We start from the raw sequence: 24,423 nt of genomic DNA, 5'->3' as shown, positions 1-24,423 counted from the left end.
ACCGTCGAGCCTAGGCGCTCAGAGCCTGAGCTCCATCAAAGGGTCGGGCTTGGGCAGGAAGCCGAGGTCGGCGTAGAGCGGCGCGGCCTCGGCGGACGCGGTGAGGTGGACGCGGCCGGCGCCGCGCTCGCGGAACCATTCCAGCAGCGTGTCCATGCACGCGCGCGCGTACCCCCGGCGGCGGGTGTCCGGGTCGGTGGCGACACTGAAGACGAACCCGACCGTCCCGGACGGATCGCCCGCCTTCCCGATCCGGTAGTCGACCGTCCCGGCCACCAGCGCGGCCAGCGCACCCGGCCGCTCCGGGTGATCCACGACGAAGGCCGCGAAGTCCCCGTCCGGCTCGTCCAGCCGGGCGTGCAGCCCGGGCAGGGACTTCTCGTGCCAGTCGGTGGAACGATCGGCGTCGGCCATCGAATCGATCATCACCTGGCGCAGTCGCAGCACTTCCGACGCGTCCTCGGGCACGGCCCGGCGTACGAGACTCATGTCCGGCACGCTAACGACCGCACCCCGGGCCCGTCCTGTGGATTTCTTACCGGGTTCCGCTTGCTTGGAGTGCACTCGAAGGCCATAGCGTGGGGGTATGACGGTGATGCAGACCACGCCAGCTGACACCGAGCAGGCCGCCCCCGCAGACATCTGCTCCGCACCACCCCGGCGCCACCCCCGCCCCAACGGCCAGGACCGCTACACGATCAGCGAGGTCGTCGCCTTCACCGGCCTGACCGCGCACACACTGCGCTGGTACGAGCGGATCGGTCTGATGCCCGGAGTCGACCGCTCCCACACCGGCCAGCGCCGCTACAGCAACCGTGACCTGGACTGGCTGGACTTCGTGACCAAGCTGCGCCTGACCGGCATGCCGGTGGCGGACATGGTCCGCTACGCGGAACTGGTGCGGGAGGGCGAGAGCACCTACGCGGAACGCCAGGCCCTGCTGGAGTCGACCCGCAGGGATGTCCTGGCCCGGATCGCGGAACTGCACGACACCCTGTCCGTCCTGGACCGGAAGATCAGCTTCTACGCCACGGAGCGGTGAGCCGGCCGGATCCGCCGGGCAGGGACTAGAGCTCGGCCAGCAGCTCGGCCTTCTTCGACGAGAACTCCTCGTCCGTCACCAGACCCGCCTGATGCAGCTCCCCGAGGTGGCGGATCCGCTCGGCGATGTCGGCGGGGTCCCGGCGCGCCCGGGTCGGTGCCGCCGGTACCGCCGGTACCGGTCCTCGGGTTCGTACGGCGGCGAGTACGGCGGCCGCGAACGGCAGCGACTCGTGCACCGGCCCGTACCCGAGCCCGAAGACGACAGCCGCCGGATCCTGGTCGGGCTGCGCGGGCCGGGCGGAGCCGCCCTCGCGCGGCAGCAGACGCAGATGCCCCTCGAAGACCTCCGGCGAGCGCCATTCCACCCCGCTGAGGCCGGCGACCGCGAAGCTCTGGTCCCCGGCCTTCCACTTCGCCGAGGAAGCCCCCGTCCAGGACCACCGGAACTGCACGGTCGTCCCGTCGAAGGACGCCTTCCCGTCGTACGCCTTGAACTGCAGCGGTGCCTCGGGCGCGGCCACCAGGTACCGGTCGGCGGGCCCGGACCCGGAGTCGGTCAGCAGCCCCTTCAGCTCGTCGGCGTAGTACTCGGCGAGCGTGGACCGCTCGGCCGGCAGTACCAGCCGGTAGGGGTCGGAGCCCTCGGGCAGCTGTCCGTCCGCCGCCTCCATCAGCGGGTCGGAGCCCGGGCGCGGCCGCAGTCGCAGTGCGACGGTGCCGCGCTTGCCCGGGGTGAGGGTCACCTCCTCGACCGCGGACAGCGGTATCCGCCGTTCGCCGAGCGCCTGGAACAGCTTCGGTGTTCGAATCCCCCGTTCGTAGCGGATGAGCACGGAGTCGGACTCGAACTCCCAGACGGCATGAAAACCCGCCAGTACGTCACCCATGCGGCTCATCGTATGCGGCACGTGCTCCTCCGTCGCCACCCGCGCAGACCGCACTTCCTGCTGTTTCTACGCGCGTCCGGCCGTCGTCGTGCCGGGCAGACCGGCCCGGCACGCATCGTTCTCGCGTGCGCACGTCACCGCGTCGTAGGCACCCACCCCGACGTCGGCGAGGTTGCGCAGGCTGTCGGTCCCCGGCTGGAAATAGCCACTGTGCCCCTGCGCGTCGCGGGCCGAGAGGACCCGTGCCCCGAACGCCGAGGACACCGGGTCCGCTCCGTGCCCGAGGCCGCCGAGCTCCAGGTACGGCACGTCCCGCACCCAGTCGGTGGCATTCCGCATCGCCCACACCCGGGCCGGGGTGTCCAGGTGGGAGGCATTGCCGACGCGCATACCCGGGCTCGCGGCCACCGCTATGTCGGTCACCCGGCGGGGCATGTCGTGCGCGGCGACCCCGCAGACCACCGAGCCGTAGCTGTGGCAGATCGTCGACACCGGCGCCCGGCCGGGCAGGGCGCGCAGCAGCGCGTTGAGCCGTACGGCGCCGTCCTCGGCGCGCAGTCCGGTGGCCGCGTCCACACCGAGCCCGTCCGGCGCGGTGTAGTCGGCCCAGGCGATCACCGCCGTACGCGTTGCGGGGCTCTGTGCCCGCTCGGCCGCGTACAGGGCCTTGGCCATGCCGACCGGGGCGCTGTACCTGCGGTTCGTCCTCTGGAAGGTGAGCAGGTCGGTGTCGACGCCGGGGACGACGACGGAGATCCGCTCGGCCTTGGTGAGGTTCCCGAACACCTCGGCGACACGGCCCGAGCCCTCGGGGTCGAAGGCGACGATGTGCCGGCCGGGGCTCATCAGCGACTCGTAGCGGTGCATGCGGTGGCCCGCGTCCCGCTGCCCGGCGGCGCTCAGCCGGCTGTCGTGCATGCGCTTCTTCTCGACCTTGCGTGCCTCGTCCAGCGCGACGCGGTTGGCGCGGTAGCGCAGCGAGACGGGCGCGCCGTTCATGTTGCCGACCGCGAGGGGGTAGCGGTGGGCCAGGCGGTCCCGCTCGTGCGGGGTGAGCGAGGCGAAGAAGCGGGCGAGCCGGGCGGGGGAGGCCTCCGGGTCCGGCAGGTGGAGGCCATGGATGCTGCCGTGCTCCCACTTGGCGAGCGAGGCCTGCAGCGCGGTCGACTCGCGGTGGCTGCGCAGGGCGGTCCAGCCGGTGGTCGCAAGCATCACGAACACCACGGCCAGAGCGAGCAGCGCGCGCCAGACGTTGAGTTGCGGGGAGGTGTCGAAGGAAGTCACTGGGAGGACACACTAGGAGAACGGGAGGGTCTCGGGGTAACCAAGTGGCAGGGATCACGTTTCGTGGAGAGTCGAACGATCCCCGGAACGATCTCACCCGGTGCGCCAGTTCCCGGTGAGCGCCGAGCCCACCTGATCGAGGTACGAAGCGGTGAGCGCGCGGATCGCCTCCAGGCTGAAGTCGTCGCCCGTGCTCCACTGCCGTTCGGTGACCCGGATCACTCCGCCGAAGACGGCCACGGCCAGCCTCGGACGCGGGTCGGCGTCCACGTCGACGCCCTCCCGTTCGGCGAGCACGCGCGCGATGGTCTCCTCGGTGGCCGCGGAACGGCGCAGATGGGCGGCGAGCAGGGGCGGAGTCGACTCGATCGTCCGGTACATGCGCATGTACAGCTCGACCGGTACGACCTCGTCGATGGCCTCGCTCAGCCCGTCCCAGCCCTCCAGCACCGCCTGCCGCAGTGCCTCCATCGGGGCCTCGTGCGGCGGCCGTTGCCGCACCGCCGCGACGAAGTGGGCCTCCGCCATCGCCTGGACGGCGAGGGCGGCGTCCTCCTTGCCGGCGAAGTAGCGGAAGAAGGTGCGCTGCGAGACGTCGACGGCCTCGGCGATCTCGTCGACGGTCGTGCGCTCGTACCCGTGGGTGGTGAACAGTTCGAGGGCGGAGCGCAGCAGTGCGTCCCGGGTGCGCTGCTTCTTGCGCTCACGCAGTGTTTCCATGGTGTGTCAGTTACCGACTTGTGAATTGGTTTGTCAATTGTCAGCGGCTGTCACTAGCCTCGAACGCATGACTAGTCAGACCACCATCGACACGACGGGGCCGGGGGACAAGACGCCGGCAGCCCCGACGGAGTCGACCCCGGCCACGGGGCTGCGCGGGCACCCGTGGCTCACCCTCATAACCGTCGCCGTAGGGGTCATGATGGTGGCCCTCGACGGCACCATCGTGGCGATCGCCAACCCGGCCATCGCGAAGGACCTGCACGCGAGCTTCTCGGACGTGCAGTGGATCACCAACGCCTACTTCCTCGCCCTCGCGGTCTCCCTGATCACCGCGGGCAAGCTCGGTGACCGCTTCGGCCACCGGCAGACCTTCCTCATCGGCGTGACCGGCTTCGCCGCCGCCTCGGGCGCCATCGGCCTGTCCGACAGCATCGCCGCGGTCGTCACCTTCCGTGTCTTCCAGGGCCTGTTCGGCGCGCTGCTGATGCCGGCCGCGCTCGGCCTGCTGCGGGCCACCTTCCCGGCCGAGAAGCTCAACATGGCCATCGGCATCTGGGGCATGGTGATCGGCGCCTCCACCGCGGGCGGCCCGATCCTCGGCGGTGTCCTGGTCGAGCACGTCAACTGGCAGTCGGTGTTCTTCATCAACGTGCCGGTCGGCCTGATCGCCCTCCTCCTCGGCGTGCTGATCCTGCTGGACCACCGTGCCCAGAACGCGCCGCGCTCCTTCGACATCCTCGGCATCGCCCTGCTCTCCGGCGCGATGTTCTGCCTGGTGTGGGCCCTGATCAAGGCCCCGGCCTGGGGCTGGGGCGACGGCAGGACCTGGGCGTTCATCGCCGTCTCGGGGCTGCTCTTCGGCTTCTTCGCCTTCTGGGAGACGAGGGTCGCGGAGCCCCTGATCCCGCTGGGTCTGTTCCGTTCGGTCCCGCTGTCCGCGGGCGTCGTCCTGATGGTCCTGATGGCGATCGCCTTCATGGGCGGTCTGTTCTTCGTGACGTTCTACCTGCAGAACGTGCACGGCATGAGCCCGATCGACGCCGGTCTGCATCTGCTGCCGCTCACCGGAATGATGATCATCGGCTCCCCGCTCGCCGGTGTCGCGATCACCAAGCTGGGCCCGCGCATCCCGCTGGCCGGCGGCATGGCGGCGACCGCGATCGCCATGTACGGCATGTCCACCCTCGAGGCCGACACCGGCAGCGGTGTGATGTCCGTCTGGTTCGCCCTCCTCGGTCTCGGCCTCGCGCCGGTCATGGTCGGCGCCACCGAGGTCATCGTCGGCAACGCGCCGATGGAGCTGTCGGGTGTGGCGGGCGGCCTCCAGCAGGCGGCCATGCAGATCGGCGGCAGCCTCGGCACGGCGGTGCTGGGTGCCGTGATGGCCTCGAAGGTCGACAGCGACCTGCCGGGCAACTGGACCGGTGCGGGTCTGCCGCAACTGACCCCGGAGCAGCTGGACAAGGCATCCGAGGCCGTCCAGGTCGGTGTGGCCCCGGTCGCCAAGGGCACCCCGGAGCCGATCGCCGCGAAGATCGCCTCCGTCGCCCACGACACCTTCATCTCCGGCATGAGCCTGGCCTCGCTGGTCGCGGCCGGTGTGGCGGCGGTCGCCGTGTTCGTCGCGCTGTTCACCAGGCGGGGCCAGAACGCGGAGGCGGGCGCGGGAGTGGGCCACATCTGAGGCCTCCTCCGCCCGGAGTTCGCCTATCAGGGTGACTCCGCTAAAGATTCCTCGCCCTCGGTGCGCGTCGCGGGTCACAGTGGGTCAAGTCCTCCGCAGGACATGGGGGGACGGCCGGGCCGCGGCGCGCGCTGCCGGAGGGGGGCGGCGCGCGCAGGTCTGCCTGCACGAAACCGGGGTACCCGCACATCGAAGCCGAACGGTCCAAGGAATTCAGGGAGTTGATGATGGCTGGCTTCGGACACGGAACGCGCGGGTACCCCCGGTCACGCGGCCGGACATGGCAACGGACCGGGCCGGACCGTGCGACGCTCGGCATCATCGGCACCATCTGCGCGGTGGCCGGCTTCTTCGCGCTGGGCATCGTCCTCGGGCCGGTGGCGATGGTCTGCGGATGGCTGTCCATGGGCCGCAAGTGGTCCTCGGACCACTCCGTGCCCGCCCTGGTGGCCCTGATCCTCGGTGCCATCGACACCCTGCTGACCGTCGTCGCCCTGGCAGGCGCGGCGACCTGGGGCCCCGGGATCCTCTGATACCCACGACCTCTGCCCGCAGCCCCGTCGAGCCGGCTGCGGGCAGTCGTGCTGCCGAGGCCCCTCAGCTCCGCTGCTCCTCGCGGTCCCGGGTCAGCCGGGCCACCTCGGCCCGCAGCAGCCGGACCTCCTCCGCCAGTGCGGTGATCGCCTCGGTCTGGCGCCGTTCCTCCACATCGTCCTTCTCGAAGCGGGAGATGAACCAGGCGGCGATGTTCGCGGTGACGACACCGAGCAGGGCGATGCCCGACAGCATCAGCCCGACCGCGATCATCCGCCCCAGCCCGGTCGTGGGCGCGTGATCCCCGTACCCGACGGTCGTCATCGTCGTGAAGGACCACCAGACCGCATCACCCAGCGTCCGGATGTTCCCGTTCGGCGACTCCCGCTCCACGGACAGCACCGCGAGCGATCCGAACATCAGCAGTCCGACCACCGACCCCACGACATACGTCGTCAGCCGGATCTGCGGAGCCATCCGTGCCCGCCGCCCCACCAGCAGCAGCGTCGAGACCAGACGCAGCAGCCTGAGCGGCTGCAGCGCCGGCAGCACCACCGCGCACAGGTCGGGCCAGTGCGTCCGTACGAAGTCCTTGCGCCGGGGCGCCAGAGCCAGCCGTACGAGATAGTCCACGGCGAACGCGCCCCACACGACCCATTCCACGACCGTGCACACGGCCGTCAGGGAGTACCCCGCGGAACTGTCCACGATCGGCACGGCATACGCGACGGCGAAGGCCACGGCCAGCGCCAGCAGGGGCCGTTGGGTCCGCTGCTCCCACCGTGCCTGTGCCGATTCTTGCTTCATGTCCGCATCGTAAAGAAAACGTAAGGGCGGTGGAGACTCAAGCTCCACCGCCCTCGGACGTGCAGTCCTACGCGTCGCCGCCCGCGGCCCCCGGATCCGCCGCCGAGACATCCAGCAGCTGGTACCGGTCGATGGCCTGCTTCAGCACGGACCGGTCGACCTTGCCGTCCCGGGCCAGCTCGGTCAGCACCGCCACCACGATCGACTGGGCGTCGATGTGGAAGAAGCGGCGGGCCGCGCCCCGGGTGTCGGCGAAGCCGAAGCCGTCGGCGCCCAGCGACTGGTACGTGCCGGGCACCCACCGCGCGATCTGGTCCGGAACGGACCGCATCCAGTCGGACACGGCCACGAACGGCCCCTCGGCAGCGCTCAGCTTCCGCGTCACGTACGGCACCCGCTGCTCCTCCTCCGGGTGCAGCAGGTTGTGCTCCTCCACGGCGACGGCCTCGCGCCGCAGCTCGTTCCAGGAGGTCGCCGACCAGACGTCGGCCTTGACGTCCCAGTCGTCGGCGAGGAGCCGCTGCGCCTCTAGCGCCCACGGCACCGCGACACCGGACGCCATGATCTGCGCCGGGACGGCACCGCCGGCACCCTCGCTGATCCTGTGGATGCCCTTGAGGATGCCCTCGGCGTCCACGTTCGCCGGCTCGGCCGGGTGCTGGATGGGCTCGTTGTAGACGGTGAGGTAGTAGAAGACGTCCTCGCCGTGCGGGTGTTCGGCGTCGCCGCCGTACATCCTGCGCAGGCCGTCCTGCACGATGTGCGCGATCTCGTACGAGTACGCCGGGTCGTAGGCGACACAGCCCGGGTTGGTCGAGGCGAGCAGCTGCGAGTGGCCGTCCGCGTGCTGCAGACCCTCGCCGGTCAGGGTCGTACGACCCGCGGTCGCGCCCAGTACGAAGCCGCGCGACAGCTGGTCGGCCATCTGCCAGAACTGGTCGCCGGTGCGCTGGAAACCGAACATCGAGTAGAAGACGTACACCGGGATCAGCGGCTGGCCGTGCGTGGCGTACGCCGAGCCGGCCGCGATCAGCGAGGCCGTGCAGCCCGCCTCCGAGATGCCGTCGTGCAGCATCTGGCCGGTCGGCGACTCCTTGTAGGCGAGCAGCAGATCGCGGTCGACCGCCTCGTACTGCTGGCCGAGCGGGTTGTAGATCTTCGCGCTCGGGAAGAAGGAGTCCATGCCGAACGTGCGGTACTCGTCCGGCGCGATCAGCACGAACCGCTTGCCGATCTCCTTGTCCCGCATGAGGTCCTTGAGGAGCCGGACAAAAGCCATCGTCGTGGCGATGGACTGCTGGCCCGAGCCCTTCTTCACGCTCGCGTACGTCTTGTCGTCCGGCAGTGCGAGCGGCTCGGAGCGCACGACGCGCGTCGGCACGTACCCGCCGAGCCCCTTGCGCCGGTCGTGCATGTACTGGAGCTCCTCCGAGTTCCGGCCAGGGTGGTAGTACGGCGGCAGGCCGGACTCCAGCTCCTTGTCGGAGATCGGCAGGTGCAGACGGTCCCGGAAGTGCTTGAGGTCGTCGACCGTCAGCTTCTTCATCTGGTGCGTGGCGTTGCGGCCCTCGAAGTTCGGGCCCAGCGTCCAGCCCTTGATCGTCTTCGCCAGGATGACCGTCGGCTGGCCCTTGTGCTCCTTGGCCGCCTTGAACGCCGCGTAGATCTTGCGGTGGTCGTGGCCACCGCGGCCCAGGTGCAGGATCTGGTCGTCGGTCATGTTCTCGACCATCGCGCGCAGCCGGTGGTCGTCGCCGAAGAAGTGCCGGCGGATGTAGTCGCCGGACTCGGTGGCGTACGTCTGGAACTGACCGTCCGGGGTCGTGTTCATCTTGTTGACCAGCACGCCGTCGCGGTCCTGCGCGAGCAGCGGGTCCCAGGTGCGGTCCCAGACCAGCTTGATCACGTTCCAGCCGGCGCCGCGGAAGACCGACTCCAGCTCCTGGATGATCTTGCCGTTGCCGCGCACCGGGCCGTCGAGCCGCTGCAGGTTGCAGTTGACGACGAAGGTCAGGTTGTCCAGGCCCTCGCGCGCGGCGATGGTCAGCTGGCCGAGCGACTCCGGCTCGTCCATCTCGCCGTCGCCGAGGAACGCCCACACGTGCGACCTGGAGGTGTCGGCGATGCCGCGTGCCGCCATGTAGCGGTTCATCCGCGCCTGGTAGATCGCGCCGAGCGGGCCGAGACCCATGGAGACCGTCGGGAACTCCCAGAAGTCCGGCATGGAGCGCGGGTGCGGGTAGCTGGAGAGCCCGTTCGGGTGCTTCGACTTCTCCTGACGGAAGCCGTCGAGCTGCTCCTGGGTGAGCCGGTCGAGCAGGTAGGCGCGCGCGTAGATGCCGGGGGAGGCGTGGCCCTGGAAGAAGACCTGGTCGCCGCCGTCGCCCTCGTCCTTGCCGCGGAAGAAGTGGTTGAAGCCCACGTCGTACAGGGAGGCGGAGGAGGCGAAGGTGGCGATGTGACCGCCGACGCCGATGCCCGGGCGCTGAGCGCGCGAGACCATCACGGCCGCGTTCCAGCGGGTCGCGTTGAGGATCCGGCGCTCGATCTCCTCGTTGCCCGGGAAGAACGGCTCGGCCCGGGTGGGGATGGTGTTGACGTAGTCCGTGCTGCGCATCTCGGGCACGGCCACGCGCTTCTCGCGGGCCCGCTCGATCAGGCGCAGCATGAGATAGCGGGCCCGCTCCCGGCCGCGCTCGTCCACGGCGGCGTCGAGGGAGTCGAGCCACTCCTGGGTCTCTTCGGGATCGAAGTCAGGAACCTGACTCGGAAGGCCGCCAATGATGATCGGATTGCGATCGGATCCGGAAGCCACGCTGTTCCTTACCTGTCAGAGGGCCACTTCTTTACTCGTGCCTACACCGATGCCCATCGTGTACCTCGGGAAGGCGTACGTCATCTCTACCGTGGGGTAACCGGGGCGCCGTGCGGTGACCGGGACACCGGAACGGTCAAAACGCAACGATACGCCCGGGGCGTGACGGGCTTGGCAAACTTGTTCTAGGTCCGTATCGACGGATGATTCCGAATCGTACAAAGCGGGCACATCGGTGTGATGTGGGTGATGGCGAATCGGGGTACGGTGCCAGGAGTTGCGGCGACACGGCCGGTATCGTCACCGTTTCGGCGGTCTGGACGGCCGGGTACTTGCGCGATCCGTCCCGCCCGTGTGGACTACGGCCAATGCTTCGCGCACGCGCGTGGCTGAGATAATCAACAAGACATGATCAGGAGGCAACCCGTGAGCGCGACCGCGGACCACGCGGAGGAGCGGACGAACCCTGCCGCCAGGCTGGGGTTCCAGCCCGGGCAGGTGGTCCAGGAGATCGGCTACGACGACGACGTCGATCAGGAGCTCCGCGAGGCCATTGAGGAAGTCATCGAGGCCGACCTCATGGATGAGGAGTACGACGACGTGGCCGACGCCGTTGTGCTGTGGTTCCGAGACGACGACGGCGACCTCACGGATGCGCTGGTGGATGCCACCACGTACATCGAAGAGGGCGGCGCCATTCTGCTTCTCACGCCGAAGACCGGCCGGACGGGGTACGTGGAGCCGAGTGACATCTCGGAAGCCGCGACGACCGCCGGCCTGACGGCGTCCAAGAGCGTCAGCGTCGGCAAGGACTGGAGCGGCTCGCGTCTGGCGACGCCGAAGGCCGCGAAGTCCGGCAAGAGGTAACAAGAGGTAAACCGCCTCGTCTCGGGGCGTCGGACGGGCCGGGAGCGCCCGGCCCGTCCGAAAGCCCGCGGTAAGCCCGTGGTGATCGCTGCGTAGGGTGGTTCCGAGCGTTTGCTGTGCTCTCACCCGAACAGCCCACCGAAGGGAAGCACGACGATGGCGATCCAGGTCGGCGACAAGGCACCCGACTTCGAGCTCAAGGACAACCACGGCCGCACCGTGAAGCTCTCCGACTTCCGCGGCGAGAAGAACGTGGTGCTGCTCTTCTACCCCTTCGCCTTCACGGGCGTCTGCACCGGCGAGCTGTGCGAGCTGCGCGACAACCTGCCGCAGTTCTCGGACCGCGGCACCCAGCTGCTCGCCGTCTCCAACGACTCCATCCACACCCTGCGCGTCTTCGCCGAGCAGGAGGGTCTGGAATACCCGCTGCTCTCCGACTTCTGGCCGCACGGCAACGTCTCGCGCGCGTACGGCGTCTTCGACGAGGACAAGGGCTGCGCCGTCCGGGGCACCTTCATCATCGACAAGGAGGGCGTCGTGCGGTGGACTGTGGTCAACGGCCTGCCGGACGCGCGCGACCTGAACGACTACGTGAAGGCGCTCGACACCCTGTGAGCCGGCCTGTGGGCCGACACCTGTGATTCGTCGGGTCCAGGGTCTGCGGGGGGCGGGAACCCGTCACTAGGATCGGCACGTTGATCCCATATCCGAAGCACGATGGGGCTCCCCGCCCCTGGACACCACATGGAGGACCCGTGGGAGTCAGCCTCAGCAAGGGCGGCAACGTATCGCTGACGAAGGAGGCCCCGGGCCTGACCGCCGTCATCGTCGGCCTGGGGTGGGACGTGCGCACCACGACCGGCACCGACTTCGACCTCGACGCCAGCGCGCTGCTGCTGAACAACGCAGGCAAGGTCGCGAGCGACCAGCACTTCGTCTTCTTCAACAACCTCAAGAGCCCCGACGGCTCGGTCGAGCACACCGGTGACAACATCACCGGTGAGGGCGAGGGCGACGACGAACAGATCAAGGTGAACCTGGCCGGCGTCCCGGCCGACGTCGACAAGATCGTGTTCCCGGTGTCGATCTACGACGCCGAGAACCGTCAGCAGTCCTTCGGCCAGGTCCGCAACGCGTTCATCCGCGTCATCAACCAGGCGGGCGAGCAGGAGATCGCCCGTTACGACCTGAGCGAGGACGCCTCCACCGAGACCGCCATGGTCTTCGGCGAGCTGTACCGGAACGGCCCGGAGTGGAAGTTCCGCGCCATCGGCCAGGGGTACGCCTCCGGGCTGCGCGGCATCGCGCAGGACTTCGGCGTCAACGTCTGACGCCCGGCGGCTCCGCCGACGTCCGGCGCCGCACCGTTTACGGGCGGCGCCGGACGCGCAGGACAACCAGGGAAGCACCATTAGGGGAGGACCAGCATCATGGGCGTCACGCTCGCCAAGGGAGGCAATGTCTCCCTCTCCAAGGCCGCACCGAACCTCACCAACGTCATGATCGGGCTCGGCTGGGACGCGCGCTCCACCACCGGCGCCCCCTTCGACCTGGACGCCAGTGCCCTGCTGTGCGGCGCCGGGAACCGGGTGATGGGTGATGAGTGGTTCGTGTTCTACAACCAGCTCAAGAGCCCCGACGGCTCGGTCGAGCACACCGGTGACAACCTCACCGGTGAGGGCGAGGGCGACGACGAGTCGATCCTGGTGGACCTGCCCAAGGTCCCGCTCCAGTGCGAGAAGATCATCTTCCCTGTTTCCATCCATATGGCCGACGAGCGCGGCCAGACGTTCGGTCAGATCTCCAACGCCTTCATCCGCGTGGTCAACCAGGCCGACGGCCAGGAACTGGCCCGTTACGACCTGAGCGAGGACGCCTCCACCGAGACCGCCATGATCTTCGGTGAGCTGTACCGGTACCAGGGCGAATGGAAGTTCCGGGCGGTCGGCCAGGGGTACGCGTCGGGGCTGCGGGGCATCGCCCTGGACTTCGGAGTCAACGTTTCCTGACGCCCGATGCGGCGACTCACCCCAGCGCTCTCCGTGCTCGTGCACTGCGCCGTACTGAGCGGGTCACGGGGCACCGACCCTTGCGACCTGTGGCTTTTTCGCGCAGGTCGCCCTGGCCGCCGCCCCGGCCGGAGCGCCCCTCTACACTCGGGGTCAACGTTTAGCAAAGCCGAGTACGGCGCGGGGGAGACCCTCCCCCAGACTTCGTCTGGGAGGTACCCCCACAACATGATGGGGTAGCCAGTGCTTCTCAAAACCTTCGGCTGGTCTTTCGCGGTCACCGCGATCGGCCTGGTCGCTGCGGTCTTCTACGGGGGGTGGGAGGCCTTCGGCATCGTGGCGATCCTCTCCGTCCTCGAGATCTCGCTGTCGTTCGACAACGCGGTGGTCAACGCCGGAATCCTGAAGAAGATGAACGCCTTCTGGCAGAAGATCTTCCTCACGGTCGGCGTCCTCATCGCGGTCTTCGGCATGCGGCTGGTCTTCCCCGTCGTCATCGTCGCGATCAGCGCGAAGATGGGCCCGATCGAGGCCGTCGACCTCGCGCTCAACAACAAGGACCATTACCAGGAACTGGTCACCGACGCCCACCCGGCGATCGCCGCCTTCGGTGGCATGTTCCTGCTGATGATCTTCCTCGACTTCATCTTCGAGGACCGGGACATCCAGTGGCTGCGCTGGATCGAGCGACCCCTGGCCAAGCTCGGCAAGGTCGACATGCTGTCGGTCTGCATCTCCCTGATCGTCCTGCTCATCACCTCCTTCACCTTCGCCACCCACGCCCACCAGCACGGCGGCGCGCATGTCGACAAGGCGCAGACGGTCCTGATCGCCGGCATCGCCGGCCTGATCACGTACATGATCGTCGGTGGTCTCTCCGGCTACTTCGAGGACAAGCTGGAGGAAGAGGAGGAGCGCGAGCACGAGGAGGAGGAAGAGGCCGCCCGCACCGGCAAGAAGCGCCCGCCGGTCGTGCTGGCCGGCCAGGCCGCGTTCTTCATGTTCCTCTACCTCGAGGTGCTGGACGCCTCCTTCTCCTTCGACGGTGTGATCGGCGCCTTCGCCATCACCAACGACATCGTCCTGATGGCGCTGGGTCTCGGCATCGGCGCGATGTACGTCCGTTCGCTCACCGTGTACCTGGTCCGCCAGGGCACCCTCGACGACTACGTCTACCTGGAGCACGGCGCCCACTATGCGATCGGCGCCCTGGCCGTGATCCTCATGGTCACCATCCAGTACCAGATCAACGAGGTCATCACCGGTCTCGTCGGTGTCATCCTGATCGCCTGGTCCTTCTGGTCCTCCGTCCGCCGCAACCGCGCCCTGGCGGCCGCGGAGGGGGAAGCGGGCTCGGACGAGAAGGCCGAGATCCCCTCCGGCGTCTGACAGCCGGCATCCCCTGCAAGCCCCCTACGGGCAGGATCAGGGACGTGACGGGGTGTGGCACCCCGTCCGACGAGGAACGCTCTGTTCGGGGCGGCCGACGTGGTCGGCCGCCCCGACGGCGTAGGACGAGTACCTGGGGGCGGGAATGGGGTTCTTCGACGGGCTGCGGGGCGGTCGTGCCGAGTTCGACTCGGGCAGCGCCGCGAGCAACGCGATCGAGCTGACCAGGCGGCACCAGCAGGTGTCCCTCACCAAGCAGGACGCGGCCACCGGCCATCTGCGCATCAACCTGGCGTGGCGGATGCGGACGTCCGACTTCGACGGCAGCCAGCGCACCAGCCTCTTCCGGCACCCCTTCAAGGCGCTCAAGCCGCCGGAGGTGCTCGGGCACGGGCAGAGCATGGTCAACGTCGACCTCGACCTGGGCTGTCTGTACGAGCTGGCCGACGGCACCAAGGGAGTCGTCCAGCCCCTCGGCGGCTATCTCGGCGATGTCAACGCACCGCCGTACATCAAGCTCAGCGGCGACGACCGGTTCGGTTCGGCGTCCGGCGAGACGATGTACGTCAACCTGGACCACCGGGACGCCATCAAGCGGCTGCTGGTCTTCGTGTACATCTACGACCAGACCCCGGCATTCGACCGCACACACGCGATCGTCACCCTCTACCCCAGCAACGGCCCCCGCATCGAGATAGGCCTGGACGAGCGGCACCCCCAGGCCCGGTCCTGCGCGGTGGTGATGATCGAGAACGTGAAGGGGGAGCTGACCGTCAGGCGCGAGGTGAAGTTCGTGTACGGATTCCAGGGGGAGCTGGACCGGCTGTACGGGTGGGGGCTGACCTGGGGGCGGGGTTACAAGTCGAAGGTGGAGAAGTAGCCCCTACCGGCCGATGAACTGCGGACCCTGCGGCGGCAGGCGGAAGTTCGGGTCCAGCGGGGCCGTCAGGGCCGGCTGGGGCTGGGGATAGCCGTAGGCGGGCTGGCTCGTCGGCTGGGGATAGCCGTACGCCGGCTGCTGGGGTGACGTCGGCTGCGGGTAGCCGTACGCCGGCTGGGACGGGACCGCCGTCGGCTGCTCGGGCGGCAGCGGCTGGGACGTGGTCTCGGGCAGGACCCGGCGCGGCTCCTCCTCCGCCTCGGACTCGTCCACCGAGATGCCGAAGTCCGTGGCGAGGCCCTTGAGACCGTTCGAGTAGCCCTCGCCCAGCGCGCGGAACTTCCAGCCCTCCCCGCGCCGGTACAGCTCGCCGCAGATCAAGGCCGTCTCCGCGCCGGTCTCCGGCTTGATCTCGAAGTGGGCCAGCGGCTCGCCGTCGGCGGCGGCGGCGTCGTACAGCAGGATGCACAGGGCCGGGACACGGTCGAAGGACACACCGTCCGCGGACGCCACCAGCACGATGCGGCCGACGGCGGGCTCGACACCGGAGAGATCCGACTGGATCGTGTCCGTCAGGCCCTCGGTGATCCGCTTCTTGCCCAGCCGCCAGACCTTGCCCGAGGGATGCCGTGGCTGGTTGTAGAAGACGAAGTCCTCGTCGGAGCGCACACGGCCGTCGGGACCCAGCAGCAGCGCCGAGGCGTCCACGTCCGGAACTCCCTGCCCAGGCGTCCAGCGCAGCACGGCGCGCACCATGGTGGGCTCCAGCGGGACATTCGACCCCTTCAGCATCGCGTGCGTCATGCGGTCATCCTGCCTTCTCGGTCCTGGCCACGACAATGCGGGGGGTGTTGCTGCCGACACGGGCGAGTTACCGGAAATTCATGCCCGATGGGAACCCCCGACATGGATCCCTACGTACTATTACCGGCCACCCTTTACCGAATCCACAGGCTCGGCTCGCGCACCGAGGAGTCTTATGCGTCATTTTGGGCACATTGCCCCCGAGCTGCGGCAGCGCCTCTTCCACCGGGAGCCGTGCGCATTCACCGCCGATTCTCCGGCCCGGCTGCTCTCCGCGGCCCTGGGCGCCACCCTGTACAGCCCGGCAACCCGGCCGCGGCTCGCCGACGACATCGTCAAACAGACCGGGAACGGCGTGGTCTCGATGGTGCTGTGCCTGGAGGACTCGATCAACGACGAGGACGTCGTCGCCGGCGAGGACAACCTCGTCCGGCAGTTCGCCGACCTCGCCTCCCGTGCGGACGTGGAGCCGCCCCTGCTCTTCATCCGGGTGCGCGTCCCCGAGCAGATCCCCGACCTCGCGCGCCGCCTCGGCGACTCCGTGCGGCTGCTGTCCGGCTTCGTCATCCCCAAGTTCACCGAGGAGCGGGGCCTCCCGTTCCTGGAGGCCCTGGCCTCGGCCGAGGCCGAGAGCGGCCACCGGCTGTTCGCCATGCCCGTCCTGGAGTCGCCCGAGCTGCTGTACCGCGAGTCCCGCGTGGACACCCTGGAGGGCATCGCCCGCGCGGTCGACAAGTTCCGCGACCGGGTGCTCGCCCTCCGCCTCGGCGTGACCGACTTCTGCTCCTCCTACGGCCTGCGCCGGGCCCCCGACATGACCGCCTACGACGTCCAGATCGTCGCCTCCGTGATCTCCGACGTGGTCAACATGCTCGGCCGGGCCGACGGCACCGGATTCACCGTGACCGGGCCGGTCTGGGAGTACTTCCGGGTCCCCGAGCGCATGTTCAAGCCACAGCTGCGGCAGAGCCCCTTCCTGGAGGTGCAGGCCGTCGAACTGCGCGAGAAGCTCATCGAGCACGCGATGGACGGGCTGCTGCGGGAGATCTCCCTGGACCAGGCCAACGGCCTGCTCGGCAAGACCTGCATCCACCCCTCCCACGTCCTGCCCGTGCACGCGCTGTCCGTGGTCAGCCACGAGGAGTTCAGCGACGCCCAGGACATCCTCCGGCCGGAACGCGGCGGCGGGGGTGTACTCCGGTCGGCCTACACGAACAAGATGAATGAAGTGAAGCCGCACCGTGCCTGGGCCGAGCGGACCCTGCTGCGCGCCGAGGTCTTCGGCGTGGCACGCGAGGACGTCGGCTTCGTGGAGCTGCTCACCGCCGGAATACCCGGCTGATCCTTCCCAACCCAAGGAACGCATGAAGAACGCAGTGAACGGCGGGGTCTGGTCCGGCAGCTGGGTCGCCGAGCGACTCGGGGTCGGACTCGAGGGCGACGACGGGCTGCCGGCGCTGCTCGGGCTCGCGCTGCGCCGCAACCCCAAGCGGGCCCACCTGCTCGTCTCGCACGTGCTCGGCAAGCACGTGCCGCAGACCCCGTCCGTGGTCTATGGCCACGGCTTCCGCCTGGGCCGCCGGGTCCGCGAGCTGCTCGGCGAGACGGAGGCCGCCTCGGCGGTCGTCCTCGGCTACGCGGAGACCGCCACCGGCCTCGGCCACTCGGTCGCCGACGGCCTGGGCCTCGCCCCGTACCTGCACTCCACCCGCCGCCCGGTGGCCGGTGTCGCCCCGGCGGGCGGCTTCGAGGAGTCCCACTCCCACGCCACCTCCCACCTGCTGCTCCCCGAGGACCCCGCCCTGCTGGCCGGCGACGGCCCGCTGGTCCTGGTCGACGACGAGTTCTCCACCGGCAACACGGTCCTCAACACCATCCGTGACCTGCACGAACGCTATCCGCGCCGACGGTATGTGGTGGTCGCCCTGGTCGACATGCGCTCCGCCGAGGACACCGCCCGCCTGGAGCGGTTCGCCACCGAGATCGGTGCCCGGGTGGACCTGATCGCGGCCGCCTCCGGGACCGTACGGCTGCCGGAGGGCGTGCTGGAGAAGGGGCAGGAGCTGGTCGCCCGGCACGAGCCCGCCCAGGAGGCGCCGAAGCCGTCCTACGGCCGGATCACCCGCGTCGACCTGCGCTGGCCCCACGGCCTGCCCGACGGCGGCCGGCACGGCTTCACGCCCGCCCACCGTGCCCGCCTGGAGACCGCGCTGCCCGGCATGGCCGCCCGGGTCGCCGAGGCGCTGCCCACCGACGCCCGGCGCGTGCTCGTGCTCGGCTTCGAGGAGCTGATGTACGCCCCGCTGCGGATCGCCCGCGAGCTGGAGCAGATGATCCCCGCCGAGGTGTGCTTCTCCACCACCACCCGCTCGCCCGTCCTCGCGGTCGACGACCCCGGCTACGCGATACGCACCCGGCTGGTCTTCCCCGCCCACGACGACCCGGCCGACGGCCCCGGCGAGCGGTACGCGTACAACGTCGCCGGGGCCGGCTTCGACGCCGTGGTCGCCGTGGTCGACTCGGTCGCCGACACCCCCGCACTGCACGCCCCCGACGGCCTGCCGGCCCGCCTTGCCGCCCACACCCCGCGCGTCCTGCTCGCGGTCGTCCCGTCCTACGCCCCCGAGCCCCTCACCACTCCCGAAAGGACGGCCATGCTGCCCGAGCCCCTCCGCGGCCCCGCCTTCTCCTCGTACGCCCCCGAGGAGGTCGGCTGGCTGCTGCAGGACCTCTCGGACGTGACCCTGGAGGCGCCGACCGAGGAACGCGAGGAGGCCATCCAGAGCGGCGGGGCCCACTACGCGGAGTCGCTGCCGGTGGAGTACCAGCCGAGCGAGCAGTACCAGGAGCTGTTCCACACCGCCCTGGACGAATCGGCCACGCGGCTCGCCCGGGCGGTCGGCGTCGTCACGGAGACCGTCATCGCCGAGCGCTCGCCCCGCCCGGTGCTGGTCTCCCTGGCCCGCGCCGGCACCCCCGTCGGCGTGCTCATGCGCCGCTGGGCCCGGTTCCGGCACGGCCTCGAACTCCCGCACTACGCCGTCTCGATCGTCCGAGGCCGCGGCATCGACGCCAACGCGCTGCGCTGGCTCGCCGCCCACCACGACCCCAGGGACATCGTCTTCGTGGACGGCTGGACCGGCAAGGGCGCCATCACCCGCGAACTCGCCCAGGCCATCGAGGAGTTCGAGGAGAAGGAGGGCGTCACCGGCTTCGACCCGGAGATCGCCGTACTCGCCGATCCCGGCTCCTGCGTGCGCACCTACGGCACCCGCGAGGACTTCCTCATCCCGTCCGCCTGTCTCAACTCGACCGTCTCCGGACTGATATCGCGCACGGTCCTGCGCGCGGACCTGGTCGGTCCGAACGACTTCCACGGCGCGAAGTTCTACCGCGAACTCGCCGGCGCCGACGTCTCCGTGGCCTTCCTCGACGCCGTCTCCGCCCGCTTCCCGGAGGTCGCCGACACCGTAGACGCGGCCGCCAAGGAGCTGATGGCCGCGGACCGCACCCCGACCTGGGAGGGCTGGCAGGCCGTCGAGCGGATCAGCGAGGAGTACGGCATCCACGACGTCAACCTGGTCAAGCCCGGCGTCGGCGAGACCACCCGGGTACTGCTGCGCCGGGTGCCCTGGAAGATCCTCGCCAAGGCCGGCGCGGGAACCGACCTCGACCATGTGAAGCTGCTCGCCGAACAGAGAGGAGTACCGGTGGAGGAGGTCGGCGACCTGCCGTACACCTGCGTCGGGCTGATCCACCCCAAGTACACGCGCGGCGCCACGGGCGTCGACGGCAAGGCGGTGAACGTCTGATGCCGGTACTGGTGGCGAGCGACCTCGACCGTACGCTGATCTACTCCGCCGCGGCCCTGGCACTGACCATGCCGGACGCCCGGGCGCCCCGGCTGCTGTGCGTCGAGGTGCACGAGAGCAGGCCCCTGTCCTACCTGACCGAGACGGCCGCCCAGCTGCTGACCGACCTCGGCGACACGGCCGTCTTCGTGCCGACCACGACCCGGACCCGCAAGCAGTACCAGCGCATCAACCTGCCCGGCCCCCAGCCGACGTACGCGATCTGCGCCAACGGCGGCCATCTGCTGGTCGACGGCGTCACGGACCAGGACTGGCACGCGGAGGTGCAGGCCCGGCTCGCCGACGAGTGCGCGCCGCTGGCGGAGATCGGCGAGCACCTGATGGCCACCGCCGACCCTGTCTGGGTGCGCAAGCACCGGGTCGCCGAGGACCTGTTCGCCTACCTGGTCGTCGAACGCGAGCTGCTGCCCGAGGACTGGGTGAAGGAGCTGGCGGCATGGGCGGAGAACCTGGGGTGGACGGTCTCGCTCCAGGGCCGGAAGATCTACGCCGTCCCCAAGCCGCTCACCAAGAGCGCGGCCGTGCGCGAGGTCGCCCGGCGCACCGGCGCCCACCTCACGCTGGCCGCCGGCGACTCCCTGCTCGACGCCGACCTGCTGCTGGCCGCCGACCGGGGCTGGCGCCCCGGCCACGGCGAACTGGCCGACGCCGACTGGATCGCACCTCAGATCAGTGCGCTCCCCGAGCGCGGGGTGCTGGCCGGCGAGCGGATCGTCCGCGAATTCCTGCGGGCCTCCCGGCCGCAGGTCCGACCCGACGGGCCGCAGCCCTGACCGACGGGCCGCAGTCCTGCCCCGACCGCCCGGGGCCCCGACCGCCCGGGGTCAGCCGCAGCAGCCCCCGCCGCAGCAGCCGCCCCCGCCCCCGCCCGCCCGGGGCGCCGGGGCCGGCGCGGCGGACGTGCCGCCCACGGCCACCGTCGACAGCAGCTTGACCGTGTCGTCGTGGCCCGCGGGGCAGGCGGCGGGCGCGGCCGACTCCGCCATCGGACGGCTCAGTTCGAAGGTGTCGCCGCAGGTACGGCAGCGGTACTCGTAGCGAGGCATGCGCACAGATTAACCGGCACCTCCGCCGGACGGGCTCACCGCTTCTCCGGATCCGCCGCATCGGGGTGCCTGGCCCGCCAGTACGGATTGTCGTGCGGGAGGGTCGAACCGACCCTTCCGTACATCCCGAACACCATCAGCAGGATCCCGACCACGAAGCTGAACAGCACATTCTGGATCTTGAATGCCAGGAAGTTGTAGTCCGTCTCGAGCAGGGACAGGTTCAGGAACCCGCTGAGCAGGAACAGGATCCCGAGGGTCATGTTCAGCGTCGAGGCGAAGTTCCCGCCGATCACCATGCCGACCAGGAGCAGCACCCCGACGCAGATCGACAGGATACTGAGCGTGCCGTTGGTGTTCAGGCCGACGACGGTGTTCCCGCCGGTGTCGAAGAAGCCGATGTGGTTGACGATGCCGAAGATGCCGAAGACGACCAGGAAGGCGCCCATCAGGCCCGCGCCGATCCGGTAGACCGTGTTCAGACGATGGTCGACCGGAAGGTGATCGTCGAGCCGGATCCGTCGCCGCGGCTCCCGGTGCACTGACTGTGTGGCCATGTCCGCCTCCTTCGTGTGCCAGCGGAGGCCATACGTATGACCCAATATCCGCCCGCCACGCGTCGACGGCAAACGGCTCAGTGACCGCCTCCGCGCTCCTCCCGGATGTGCGCCACCACCCGGGCCACCGTCTGCCGCACGGCCTCCGTCTCGGTCAGGAAATGCCAGTAGTCGGGGTGCCGGCCCTCCAGCGTGCCGATCGCCCGCTCCAGCCGGGCCACCGCCTCGTCCAGCGGCCGCGCATGCCGCGGATCCGGGGTGGTACGGCCGGTCATCGCCAGCCGCTGCGCGTCCCGGATCGCGAAGCGGGTCCGCTCGACCTCCTGCTGCGGATCCTTCTGTACGGCGTTCAGCCTGGTCAGCCGGTCACCGGCGGCCGACACGGCCTCGTCCGTGCTGTTCAGCAGCGCCCGCACGGTCGACAGCAGGGAGGTGGCGTCCGGCCAGCGCTGGGCCTCCCGGGCGGCCTGGGCCTCGCGCAGCTTCAGCTCGGCCTGCCGCACGTTCTCCGTGGCCTGTGCCGGCACCTGCTGCAGGTCCTGCCAGCACGCGGCCGCGAACCGCCGCCGCAGCTCGCTCAGCACCGGGTCCACCTGCCCCGCCCGCGTGGTCAGCGCCTGCGCACGGGTCCGCAGGCTCACCAGCCGGTGGTCGATCTCGGCCGCCTTCTCGGGCAGCCGCTCGGCCTCGGCCCGGATCGCCGCGGCCTCCCGCTGGACCCGCTCGGCCCGCTCCAGCGTCGGGGCCACCCCGTGCCGGCCGGCTCCCTGGTTCAGCCTGGTCAGCTCCGGCGAGAGCGCGGCCAGCCGGGCAGCGAGGTCATCGGCCGCGAGGCCCTTCTCGCGGACGGCGTCCAGCGCATTGCTCGCGCCCAGCAGCGCCTGCCGGGCCCGCTCCACCGCCGGCGCGAGCCGGGTCAGCTGGGTCTCGGCCTTGCCGAGCAACGGACCGAGCGAACTGCCGAAGCGGTCCAGCTCCTGCTTGACCCGGACCAGTTCGTCCCTGGCAGCGGTCAACTCGCCGCGTGCCCGGGCGGCCGTCGCCGCCTCCAGGTCGTCACGGTCCAGGTCATGGGCGTCCACGGCCTGGATGTACCGCCGGCTGGCCTCGTCGATCCGCCCGCCCAGCGCCGCGAAGTCGGCCACCGCGCGGCGGGCGGCGGGGGAGTCGTCCACGGCCGTGATGGTCTCGACGGAGATCCGGAGGTCCCGCTGCGCGGTGTCGAGTTCGTAGAACGCGGCCGCCGCCGCGTCCTTCGCCGCCTGCGCCTCGGCGCGCTGACCCTCCGAGCGCCCGCCGAACCAGCGCCTGGTGCCGCCGCCGGCGAACGCGGCGGGCAGCACGAGCGCGGCCAGCACCGGCAGGCTCATCAGGGTGAGGGTGTCGCGCAGAACAGAGGACCCGCCCCGGGCCCGAACGGCCGACGGCGGGTACGACCGCGTCGATGGCGTGCCCGGTGTCGCCGTCACATCCCTCTCCCGTGCTGTGGTTCGCCCTGGGTGGTGTCATTCTCCCACCCGTTGAAGACGAACACACGGGCCGGTCAGTTCGCCGTGCGCACGGTCACTTTCCCGTCCGAGGAGTGGGCGGACACGGCGTGCGGGCTCGTGTCGTCGCGGGGCACGGACACGGACACGGACCCGTCGTCGGATCCCGCCTTCACCCGGTAGGCAGCCCGGGGCAGCGCGACGGTCACCGACCCGTCGTCGCTGCCGGCGTCCACCAGGTCGGGCACGGCGTCGAGTTCGAGACGCACCGAGCCGTCACTGCTGCCGGCCCGCACCCGGCGCGAGGAGACGTCGGCGCGCACCGACCCGTCGTCGGACCGCAGATTCAGGGCCCCGCTCGAATCGGTGACCCGTACGGACCCGTCGCTGGTGCGGATGGTGAGCGGATCGGCGAACCCGTGCGCCCGTACGCTCCCGTCCCCGTTCTCGACCTTGACGGCGATTCCGCGCGGCACTTCGATCCGGTGCCGGGCCGAACAGTCGGCGATGAACCCCGAGCAGCGCACCCGCAGCACCAGCCGGTCGTCCTTGAAGGACCAGCTGACCTTCGGATCACTGCCGACCATCACGGATCCCTGGAACCACCGGGTCACCTGCACGGTGCCGGCCTTGTTCCCCGGGGCGGCGACTACCTCCAGCGACGAGTTGTCCGAGTCGACGGTGAGGGTACGGCCGTGCAGTGCGAAGGCCCGGTGGTCGGGGTGGTCGTCGTCGCCGGCGGATGCACCGCACCCACTGACCCCGGCGACGAGCACCCCGGCCACCACGACGCCTGCGGCCGCACGAACGGAAGCGGAACGAGTCATGCTGAATCTCCCCCTGAACCGGCCTGCCGGGTGGCGCGGCCGGAGTGTGTCGGTCTGTGAGGACCGTAAGAGATCCACGACCGTGAACACGATCCGGTGCGCTCCCGGACACAGGGTGGGGATAACCCCCGTACGGGCCCGTGATCACGCGATACGGGTTTGCGGTGCACTGCCTGCGGCAAGGTAGGCTGTCAACTCGTCCTGGCCTTGTGCCCGGGCATCGGGTGCGTAGCTCAGGGGTAGAGCGCCTGCCTTACAAGCAGGATGTCGGCGGTTCGAAACCGTCCGCGCCCACAGCGGAAACGAGAGCCCCCCGACCGGTCCGGTCGGGGGGCTTTTCGTTCACTCCCTGTCCTCGGCCGCCTCTTCATGGGCGTGCTTCAGCCTCATGCGGGCCTCGACACGCTCCGCCGCCGCGACCTCGCCCCAGAAGCGGTGGCCGCTGACGAAGACCGCCAGTTCGTGCTCTCGTTGCCGTAGCTTCTCCACCTCGGCCTGTTCGTCCGGCGTCCAGCCGGGGGACGCGGGCCGCTCCACCTTGCGCCAGCCGTTGTCGTCGCTGAAGCCGTCCATCGGCTCGACCGACCACGGCAGCCGCTTGAACAGGGCCGACAGCTCGGCCCGGACCTGATGCAGCTCCTCCTGACCGGCGCGGAGGTCACTGGGGAATTCATAGGTCGTAGCCACGCGGCAATGCTACGCCTGTTCGAATTTGGGTGGCGAGTTCGCTTGTGAGGTTCACGCGAACGGGTGGGACCCCCTCAGCCGGTGGGCAGGCCGGCCTTGTGCTGATCGTCGCGGGTCCGGCGCGGCCGGGCGACGCCGCTGTCGGCGCCGCCCGCCGCCCGCCGCGACACGGGCATGCTGAGCACCGCGGGCGGGCTCGCCGCGGTGCACCTGGTGTCGG

24 protein-coding genes and 1 tRNA gene are annotated in these 24,423 nt (G+C 70.0%); 13 read left to right on the top strand and 12 right to left on the bottom strand.

Annotated features, from left to right (window positions below; genetic code table 11):
• Nucleotides 1-18 precede the first annotated feature (18 nt).
• On the bottom strand, nt 19-489 hold the full coding sequence (locus ACIRU3_RS23700; RefSeq protein WP_404059450.1) for a GNAT family N-acetyltransferase: 471 nt from the start codon (nt 487-489) through the stop codon (nt 19-21).
• A gap of 97 nt (nt 490-586) precedes the next feature.
• On the opposite strand from ACIRU3_RS23700, the gene ACIRU3_RS23695 reads away from it, so the two are divergent.
• The gene (locus tag ACIRU3_RS23695; RefSeq protein WP_404059447.1) at nt 587-1,042 is read left to right on the top strand and encodes a MerR family transcriptional regulator; all 456 of its coding nucleotides are present in this window, start codon (nt 587-589) and stop codon (nt 1,040-1,042) included.
• A gap of 25 nt (nt 1,043-1,067) precedes the next feature.
• On the opposite strand, the gene ACIRU3_RS23690 is transcribed toward ACIRU3_RS23695, so the two are convergent.
• From ACIRU3_RS23690 to ACIRU3_RS23680, 3 genes are all read right to left on the bottom strand, one after another.
• On the bottom strand, nt 1,068-1,931 hold the full coding sequence (locus ACIRU3_RS23690) for a DUF4429 domain-containing protein (RefSeq protein WP_404059444.1): 864 nt from the start codon (nt 1,929-1,931) through the stop codon (nt 1,068-1,070).
• Nucleotides 1,932-1,997: 66 nt separating this feature from the next.
• Nucleotides 1,998-3,215: an alpha/beta hydrolase gene (locus tag ACIRU3_RS23685; protein WP_404059441.1), complete on the bottom strand. Its 1,218-nt coding sequence runs from the start codon at nt 3,213-3,215 to the stop codon at nt 1,998-2,000.
• 93 nt (nt 3,216-3,308) lie between these two features.
• Entirely contained in the window at nt 3,309-3,935 is a 627-nt protein-coding gene (locus ACIRU3_RS23680) for a TetR family transcriptional regulator (protein ID WP_404059438.1), read from the bottom strand.
• Nucleotides 3,936-4,002: 67 nt separating this feature from the next.
• Here ACIRU3_RS23680 and ACIRU3_RS23675 point away from each other — a divergent pair, with 67 nt between their 5' ends.
• Together ACIRU3_RS23675 and ACIRU3_RS23670 are read left to right on the top strand one after the other, a co-directional pair.
• Nucleotides 4,003-5,622, top strand: a complete 1,620-nt coding sequence (locus tag ACIRU3_RS23675) for an MFS transporter (RefSeq protein ID WP_404059435.1) — start codon at nt 4,003-4,005, stop codon at nt 5,620-5,622.
• A gap of 227 nt (nt 5,623-5,849) precedes the next feature.
• Nucleotides 5,850-6,155, top strand: a complete 306-nt coding sequence (locus ACIRU3_RS23670) for a small hydrophobic protein (RefSeq protein WP_404059433.1) — start codon at nt 5,850-5,852, stop codon at nt 6,153-6,155.
• 64 nt (nt 6,156-6,219) lie between these two features.
• Here ACIRU3_RS23670 and ACIRU3_RS23665 read toward each other — a convergent pair whose 3' ends face one another.
• Both ACIRU3_RS23665 and aceE read right to left on the bottom strand, forming a co-directional pair.
• Nucleotides 6,220-6,963, bottom strand: a complete 744-nt coding sequence (locus ACIRU3_RS23665; protein ID WP_404059430.1) for a potassium channel family protein — start codon at nt 6,961-6,963, stop codon at nt 6,220-6,222.
• Nucleotides 6,964-7,030: 67 nt separating this feature from the next.
• Nucleotides 7,031-9,778 carry a pyruvate dehydrogenase (acetyl-transferring), homodimeric type gene (aceE, locus tag ACIRU3_RS23660; protein ID WP_404059427.1) on the bottom strand — a complete coding sequence of 916 codons (2,748 nt, stop codon included), beginning with the start codon at nt 9,776-9,778 and terminating at the stop codon, nt 7,031-7,033.
• Nucleotides 9,779-10,204: 426 nt separating this feature from the next.
• Here aceE and ACIRU3_RS23655 point away from each other — a divergent pair, with 426 nt between their 5' ends.
• The 6 genes from ACIRU3_RS23655 to ACIRU3_RS23630 all read left to right on the top strand — a co-directional run bounded on the left by ACIRU3_RS23655 (nt 10,205) and on the right by ACIRU3_RS23630 (nt 14,923).
• Entirely contained in the window at nt 10,205-10,645 is a 441-nt protein-coding gene (locus tag ACIRU3_RS23655; RefSeq protein WP_404059424.1) for a DUF3052 domain-containing protein, read from the top strand.
• 156 nt (nt 10,646-10,801) lie between these two features.
• Complete coding sequence (locus tag ACIRU3_RS23650) at nt 10,802-11,260, top strand: peroxiredoxin (RefSeq protein WP_404059422.1); 459 nt, start codon at nt 10,802-10,804, stop codon at nt 11,258-11,260.
• Nucleotides 11,261-11,400: 140 nt separating this feature from the next.
• Nucleotides 11,401-11,976, top strand: a complete 576-nt coding sequence (locus tag ACIRU3_RS23645) for a TerD family protein (RefSeq protein WP_404059419.1) — start codon at nt 11,401-11,403, stop codon at nt 11,974-11,976.
• A 99-nt stretch (nt 11,977-12,075) separates the two neighbouring features.
• Complete coding sequence (locus ACIRU3_RS23640) at nt 12,076-12,654, top strand: TerD family protein (RefSeq protein ID WP_404059416.1); 579 nt, start codon at nt 12,076-12,078, stop codon at nt 12,652-12,654.
• Nucleotides 12,655-12,897: 243 nt separating this feature from the next.
• Nucleotides 12,898-14,043, top strand: a complete 1,146-nt coding sequence (locus tag ACIRU3_RS23635) for a DUF475 domain-containing protein (RefSeq protein WP_404059413.1) — start codon at nt 12,898-12,900, stop codon at nt 14,041-14,043.
• Nucleotides 14,044-14,188: 145 nt separating this feature from the next.
• Entirely contained in the window at nt 14,189-14,923 is a 735-nt protein-coding gene (locus ACIRU3_RS23630; RefSeq protein WP_404059410.1) for a Tellurium resistance, read from the top strand.
• Between the two features lie 3 nt (nt 14,924-14,926).
• Here the strand turns inward: ACIRU3_RS23630 and ACIRU3_RS23625 are convergent, their stop codons facing one another.
• On the bottom strand, nt 14,927-15,727 hold the full coding sequence (locus ACIRU3_RS23625; protein ID WP_404059407.1) for a TerD family protein: 801 nt from the start codon (nt 15,725-15,727) through the stop codon (nt 14,927-14,929).
• A 175-nt stretch (nt 15,728-15,902) separates the two neighbouring features.
• Here ACIRU3_RS23625 and ACIRU3_RS23620 point away from each other — a divergent pair, with 175 nt between their 5' ends.
• Genes ACIRU3_RS23620 through ACIRU3_RS23610 form a run of 3 tightly spaced genes read left to right on the top strand, consistent with a single transcriptional unit; the run spans nt 15,903 to nt 20,372 of the window.
• Nucleotides 15,903-17,069: an HpcH/HpaI aldolase/citrate lyase family protein gene (locus ACIRU3_RS23620; RefSeq protein ID WP_404059405.1), complete on the top strand. Its 1,167-nt coding sequence runs from the start codon at nt 15,903-15,905 to the stop codon at nt 17,067-17,069.
• 22 nt (nt 17,070-17,091) lie between these two features.
• Nucleotides 17,092-19,539, top strand: a complete 2,448-nt coding sequence (locus ACIRU3_RS23615; protein WP_404059403.1) for a phosphoribosyltransferase — start codon at nt 17,092-17,094, stop codon at nt 19,537-19,539.
• Nucleotides 19,539-20,372, top strand: a complete 834-nt coding sequence (locus ACIRU3_RS23610) for an HAD family hydrolase (RefSeq protein WP_404059400.1) — start codon at nt 19,539-19,541, stop codon at nt 20,370-20,372. The genes ACIRU3_RS23615 and ACIRU3_RS23610 overlap by 1 nt, the downstream gene beginning before the upstream one ends.
• Nucleotides 20,373-20,423: 51 nt before the next feature.
• Here the strand turns inward: ACIRU3_RS23610 and ACIRU3_RS23605 are convergent, their stop codons facing one another.
• From ACIRU3_RS23605 to ACIRU3_RS23590, 4 genes are all read right to left on the bottom strand, one after another.
• Nucleotides 20,424-20,645 (bottom strand): zinc ribbon domain-containing protein, encoded by a 222-nt coding sequence (locus ACIRU3_RS23605; RefSeq protein WP_094218258.1) that lies wholly within the window; start codon nt 20,643-20,645, stop codon nt 20,424-20,426.
• 35 nt (nt 20,646-20,680) lie between these two features.
• Nucleotides 20,681-21,202 carry a DUF4383 domain-containing protein gene (locus ACIRU3_RS23600; RefSeq protein ID WP_404059397.1) on the bottom strand — a complete coding sequence of 174 codons (522 nt, stop codon included), beginning with the start codon at nt 21,200-21,202 and terminating at the stop codon, nt 20,681-20,683.
• Between the two features lie 77 nt (nt 21,203-21,279).
• Nucleotides 21,280-22,671: a hypothetical protein gene (locus tag ACIRU3_RS23595; protein WP_404059394.1), complete on the bottom strand. Its 1,392-nt coding sequence runs from the start codon at nt 22,669-22,671 to the stop codon at nt 21,280-21,282.
• Between the two features lie 74 nt (nt 22,672-22,745).
• Nucleotides 22,746-23,516: a DUF4097 family beta strand repeat-containing protein gene (locus ACIRU3_RS23590; protein ID WP_404059391.1), complete on the bottom strand. Its 771-nt coding sequence runs from the start codon at nt 23,514-23,516 to the stop codon at nt 22,746-22,748.
• Nucleotides 23,517-23,738: 222 nt separating this feature from the next.
• On the opposite strand from ACIRU3_RS23590, the gene ACIRU3_RS23585 reads away from it, so the two are divergent.
• Nucleotides 23,739-23,810 (top strand) — tRNA-Val (locus ACIRU3_RS23585).
• 48 nt (nt 23,811-23,858) lie between these two features.
• On the opposite strand, the gene ACIRU3_RS23580 is transcribed toward ACIRU3_RS23585, so the two are convergent.
• Nucleotides 23,859-24,203: a hypothetical protein gene (locus ACIRU3_RS23580; RefSeq protein WP_404059389.1), complete on the bottom strand. Its 345-nt coding sequence runs from the start codon at nt 24,201-24,203 to the stop codon at nt 23,859-23,861.
• Between the last annotated feature and the right edge of the window lie 220 nt (nt 24,204-24,423).

The organism is Streptomyces sp. NPDC101151 (assembly GCF_044768335.1).
GTDB lineage: Bacteria > Actinomycetota > Actinomycetes > Streptomycetales > Streptomycetaceae > Streptomyces.
The sequence above is the reverse complement of the archived record's forward strand: the minus strand, read 5'-3'. Positions and strand labels throughout refer to the sequence as shown.

Excerpts from the sequence above, each read along its gene's own strand:
- ACIRU3_RS23680 (WP_404059438.1), bottom strand. The coding sequence starts at position 3,935 with ATGGAAACACTGCGTGAGCGCAAGAAGCAGCGCACCCGGGACGCACTG.
- ACIRU3_RS23615 (WP_404059403.1), top strand. The coding sequence starts at position 17,092 with ATGAAGAACGCAGTGAACGGCGGGGTCTGGTCCGGCAGCTGGGTCGCC.
- ACIRU3_RS23675 (WP_404059435.1), top strand. The coding sequence starts at position 4,003 with ATGACTAGTCAGACCACCATCGACACGACGGGGCCGGGGGACAAGACG.
- ACIRU3_RS23605 (WP_094218258.1), bottom strand. The coding sequence starts at position 20,645 with ATGCCTCGCTACGAGTACCGCTGCCGTACCTGCGGCGACACCTTCGAA.
- ACIRU3_RS23630 (WP_404059410.1), top strand. The coding sequence starts at position 14,189 with ATGGGGTTCTTCGACGGGCTGCGGGGCGGTCGTGCCGAGTTCGACTCG.
- ACIRU3_RS23600 (WP_404059397.1), bottom strand. The coding sequence starts at position 21,202 with ATGGCCACACAGTCAGTGCACCGGGAGCCGCGGCGACGGATCCGGCTC.
- ACIRU3_RS23640 (WP_404059416.1), top strand. The coding sequence starts at position 12,076 with ATGGGCGTCACGCTCGCCAAGGGAGGCAATGTCTCCCTCTCCAAGGCC.
- ACIRU3_RS23665 (WP_404059430.1), bottom strand. The coding sequence starts at position 6,963 with ATGAAGCAAGAATCGGCACAGGCACGGTGGGAGCAGCGGACCCAACGG.
- ACIRU3_RS23670 (WP_404059433.1), top strand. The coding sequence starts at position 5,850 with ATGGCTGGCTTCGGACACGGAACGCGCGGGTACCCCCGGTCACGCGGC.
- ACIRU3_RS23590 (WP_404059391.1), bottom strand. The coding sequence starts at position 23,516 with ATGACTCGTTCCGCTTCCGTTCGTGCGGCCGCAGGCGTCGTGGTGGCC.
- ACIRU3_RS23700 (WP_404059450.1), bottom strand. The coding sequence starts at position 489 with ATGAGTCTCGTACGCCGGGCCGTGCCCGAGGACGCGTCGGAAGTGCTG.
- ACIRU3_RS23620 (WP_404059405.1), top strand. The coding sequence starts at position 15,903 with ATGCGTCATTTTGGGCACATTGCCCCCGAGCTGCGGCAGCGCCTCTTC.
- ACIRU3_RS23650 (WP_404059422.1), top strand. The coding sequence starts at position 10,802 with ATGGCGATCCAGGTCGGCGACAAGGCACCCGACTTCGAGCTCAAGGAC.
- ACIRU3_RS23625 (WP_404059407.1), bottom strand. The coding sequence starts at position 15,727 with ATGACGCACGCGATGCTGAAGGGGTCGAATGTCCCGCTGGAGCCCACC.
- ACIRU3_RS23690 (WP_404059444.1), bottom strand. The coding sequence starts at position 1,931 with ATGGGTGACGTACTGGCGGGTTTTCATGCCGTCTGGGAGTTCGAGTCC.
- ACIRU3_RS23695 (WP_404059447.1), top strand. The coding sequence starts at position 587 with ATGACGGTGATGCAGACCACGCCAGCTGACACCGAGCAGGCCGCCCCC.
- ACIRU3_RS23610 (WP_404059400.1), top strand. The coding sequence starts at position 19,539 with ATGCCGGTACTGGTGGCGAGCGACCTCGACCGTACGCTGATCTACTCC.